3 protein-coding genes are annotated in these 3262 nt (G+C 58.0%); all 3 read right to left on the bottom strand.

The genetic code is table 11. From position 1 onward, the window contains the following. Window positions 1–829 (bottom strand): type I restriction endonuclease subunit R (locus tag HY737_02150; protein ID MBI4597189.1); only part of this gene is annotated, 829 nt, incomplete at its 3' end. Next, window positions 822–2135 (bottom strand): restriction endonuclease subunit S, encoded by a 1314-nt coding sequence (locus HY737_02145; protein MBI4597188.1) that lies wholly within the window; start codon window positions 2133–2135, stop codon window positions 822–824. The genes HY737_02145 and HY737_02150, both read right to left, overlap by 8 nt. Continuing rightward, window positions 2135–3262, bottom strand: a 1128-nt coding sequence (locus HY737_02140) for an N-6 DNA methylase (protein MBI4597187.1), incomplete at its 5' end; no start/stop codon positions are given. The genes HY737_02145 and HY737_02140, both read right to left, overlap by 1 nt.

Below are 3262 nucleotides of genomic sequence, written 5' to 3'. Positions count from 1 at the left end.
TGCGGCTCTGGTGGTAGCGCGGGAACAGGGTCAAGGCCGGACGCTCCGGTTTGTCATCCTCCGCGTCACGCTGGGGCACGTGGACCAGGAAGAACGAGAGCGCTTCGAGCAACTGGTCCTTCGCCAGTACCTCGCGGTAGAGGAACTCTATCCGGTATTCGCTGCCATCTTTGGTGACGGCTTCGTTCGTCAGACCCGTGTTGTGCCAGCGGAAGTTCTGTTCCCGGCGCGGGTCGGTGGCGGCCATTACATCGCTCGTGTCCGCGGCGAGGTAGAGGAACGGATGCTGGAATATCTTGCGAGCGTGGTCGCGGGCGGCGAACTGCGCGACGGCATCATGCACCGTCTGGTTCTTCTCGTGTTTCAATTCCACCGCTACGATAGGGAGGCCGTTGAGGAAGAAGACGAAATCAATCTCCTGGTTGGTTTCGCCAAAGTAGAAATGCGGACGGAAGGTGATGCGGTTCTCGCCGTGCTTCTTGGCAGCGGCGCTCTCGGCGGAGCGCGGCTTGGGGTAATAGAGTCGGAACTCCAGCCCGCGCACCTTCAGCCCGTGGCGGAGCAGTAGCCAAAGCGGTGTGTGTTCCAGTTCCTTGTGGAGCGCCTTGAACACCTCGTCCCGCGCGTCCGTTCCGTAGTCGTCCGTGAGCTTCTTGAGCGAGTCGATCTGTGTGGCTTTGAGGAAGGCCCAGAGCTGGTCTTCAGCGATGAAATGCTCGGTGTCCGTGATGTCGGTCTGTTCGAGCACAGCATAACCATGCTCGCGGACGAGGAAATCCGCGATGTGCTGCTGAAACGTCAGCTCGGGGGCTTTCTTCCCCTTAGCCATGCGCTTTCACCTGGTTCAGGTCCGCCTCGGTGATCCGCCGCTGACCAGTAACGCATTCGTGAATCAGCGACTTGCGGTAGGCTACCAGCGTTTCAATTTGCCGTTCAATCTGCGCAAACAGCGGTCGAAACTCAGCGTCCTTCTCTCGGATGAAGGCGGCGATTTCCTTCTGCTCGGCAACTCGTGGCACGGCCAGCTTGAAGCGTCCAAGATTCTCCATCGTGAGTTTTGGCTGTGCTGCACCGGTGACAAAAAGTGAGAAATCTTGTGACTCCAGCAAGTTCATGAAGAAAGTGTCGTCGCCGCCCCAGCGCGGTTTGAGGATATGGGCGTGGTTGTTTACCCAAAATTGTCCGGTCGCCAAAAACGCCAACGGCTTCGAGCGGGTCAGGAGATTCGCGCCATCTTCGGCGATGAGAATGTACGTGCCGTCGAACAGATAGGCTTCGACTTTGTCAATCACGCCCGACGCGCCGTAGTAGTCGTAGGTTTTTTTGGTCATCACTCCACGCTCGGCGGCACTCAAGGGCACGCGGACGGTGTTGAAGAAGTCCATCGCGTCTTTGACGCGCACCAATCGCCAGTGCTGCGGCATTTCAGGAATCCAATCCACGTCCGTGCGCAGCATGCTCACCGATGGATTCAGCCCCTTTGTCACCGCACGCTTGATTGTGGACCTGCGGAGGGCATCGAGGGTTTCGAGTTGGTGGCGCTTGGCGGCCACCGCGGCATCAATCGCCGCACAACTCGCATCCAGATACGCCGCGATGCGCTGTTGCTCGGGAAAGGGCGGGATCGGCACGCGTGCCGCCCTAAAAGCATATTGGGAAAGTCCAAAGCGGGTTACTCCGACGGCCTTGGCTTCGTATTGAGCGCGGAATGACTTGGATGAATGAAGCCACGCCAGAAATGGACCGCTGACCGTTGAGAAACGCGGGCGGATGAGCGCCAAATGATATCCGCAAAGAACTCCCGGCAAGTCGTCAGCTACCAAAGCCGGAATGGCAATGTCATCGGCCTCTTCAGAGTCTTTTGTCGCAAGGACATCACCGCGCCGAATCTGGAACTTCTCGATCTCAAGCGGCTCCGCGGACGCTTCCATAAAATTGAGCGAACCCGTGATCCGCTCATTCTTGTAAACATCCACGTAATTGCAGAGCCGGACGGGCTCCTCGCCTTCTAGCGTGTGTTTATCCACGTTGCTGAAGAGAACGTCAGCGACGGCATCAAGTCGGGTGGCTCGCCAGTCAGATGGCAAGGCCCCTATCCACGGAGTAAGTGCCTTGGTTTCTTCGACGGAGTTCATTAGCTCGCCAACCCCTCCAACATCTTCTCCGCCTCTTTCTCCAGCCGCCAGAACTCCACCAGCAAGTCCTTCGCGGGCGTGGGCGGCTGGTAGCGGTAGAAGTATTTGTTCGGTAGGATTTCATAGCCGAGCTGGGGGCTGTCTTCCCAACGGATGATGGGCTTGGCGATTTCCCGTTTCAGGAACGCCTCGATATCTTCACCGTGCGGGATATATTCATCATCCTGAACATAGTGCCGATGCGTCCATTCGACGGAAAGAATTTCCGGACGATCTCCCAAGGCCGCCTTGAACTTCTTCGCGGCACTGTCCTTCGGCTTGAGGACGAACTCCACAGTCTTTTCGGCCCCGGCAGCCTTCACTGTCACGCGGAAGGTCAAGTCGCTGTCATGGAACGACTGCTCCTTGGCGAGGCTGGCGGTGGTGAACGTCTTCTCGTAGCGCTCGGTGATGACGGCCGGCTGATCGTGCTCGTCGGTCTGCCAGAAGACGACCTTGACCTTATGGAACGCGAAGTCCTTCTCGCGGAAAAGCTTCACATGCTCATCTTCAAAACTGGGCTTCCAGCCCTTGTGGTAACGCTCCTCGATCCATTGCCGATGAGCGTCCGTCATCCGGTTGCGCTTGTTCCCGAAGGATTTCGGCTCTTTCTCGAATTGCTGGCGGGCGTCGATGAGCATCACGCGCCCGCGATGGCTGGCGGGCTTTTCGTTTCGCAGCAGCCAGATATAGGTGAAGATGCCGGTGTTGTAGAAAAGCTGGTCGGGCAGCATGACGATGGCGTCGAGCCAGTCATTCTCCAAAATCCAGCGGCGGATTTCGCTCTCGCCTGAGCCGCAGTCGCCATTCGAGAGCGGAGAACCATTGAAGATGATGGCAAGGTGACTGCCGCCCTTCTCCGGCGTTTGCATCTTGCTCAGCATGGTCTGCAAGAACAGCAGCGCGCCGTCATTCACGCGCGGCATGCCGGCTTGGTATCTGGTCTTCTCCAGTTTCCGTGCTTCCTTCTCGTAGCCGTCTTTGCCACCCCATGTGACGCCGAAGGGCGGATTGCTCAACATGAAGTCAAAGCGGAACTTGGTTTCGGGAAGTTGGTCGCCCGGCTCTTTGCTGTGCGCCTCGTGGGG

The sequence above is a fragment of the Candidatus Omnitrophota bacterium genome (genome assembly GCA_016209275.1).
Classification (GTDB): domain Bacteria; phylum Omnitrophota; class Gorgyraeia; order Aquiviventales; family Aquiviventaceae; genus JACQWM01.
The sequence above is the reverse complement of the archived record's forward strand: the minus strand, read 5'-3'. Positions and strand labels throughout refer to the sequence as shown.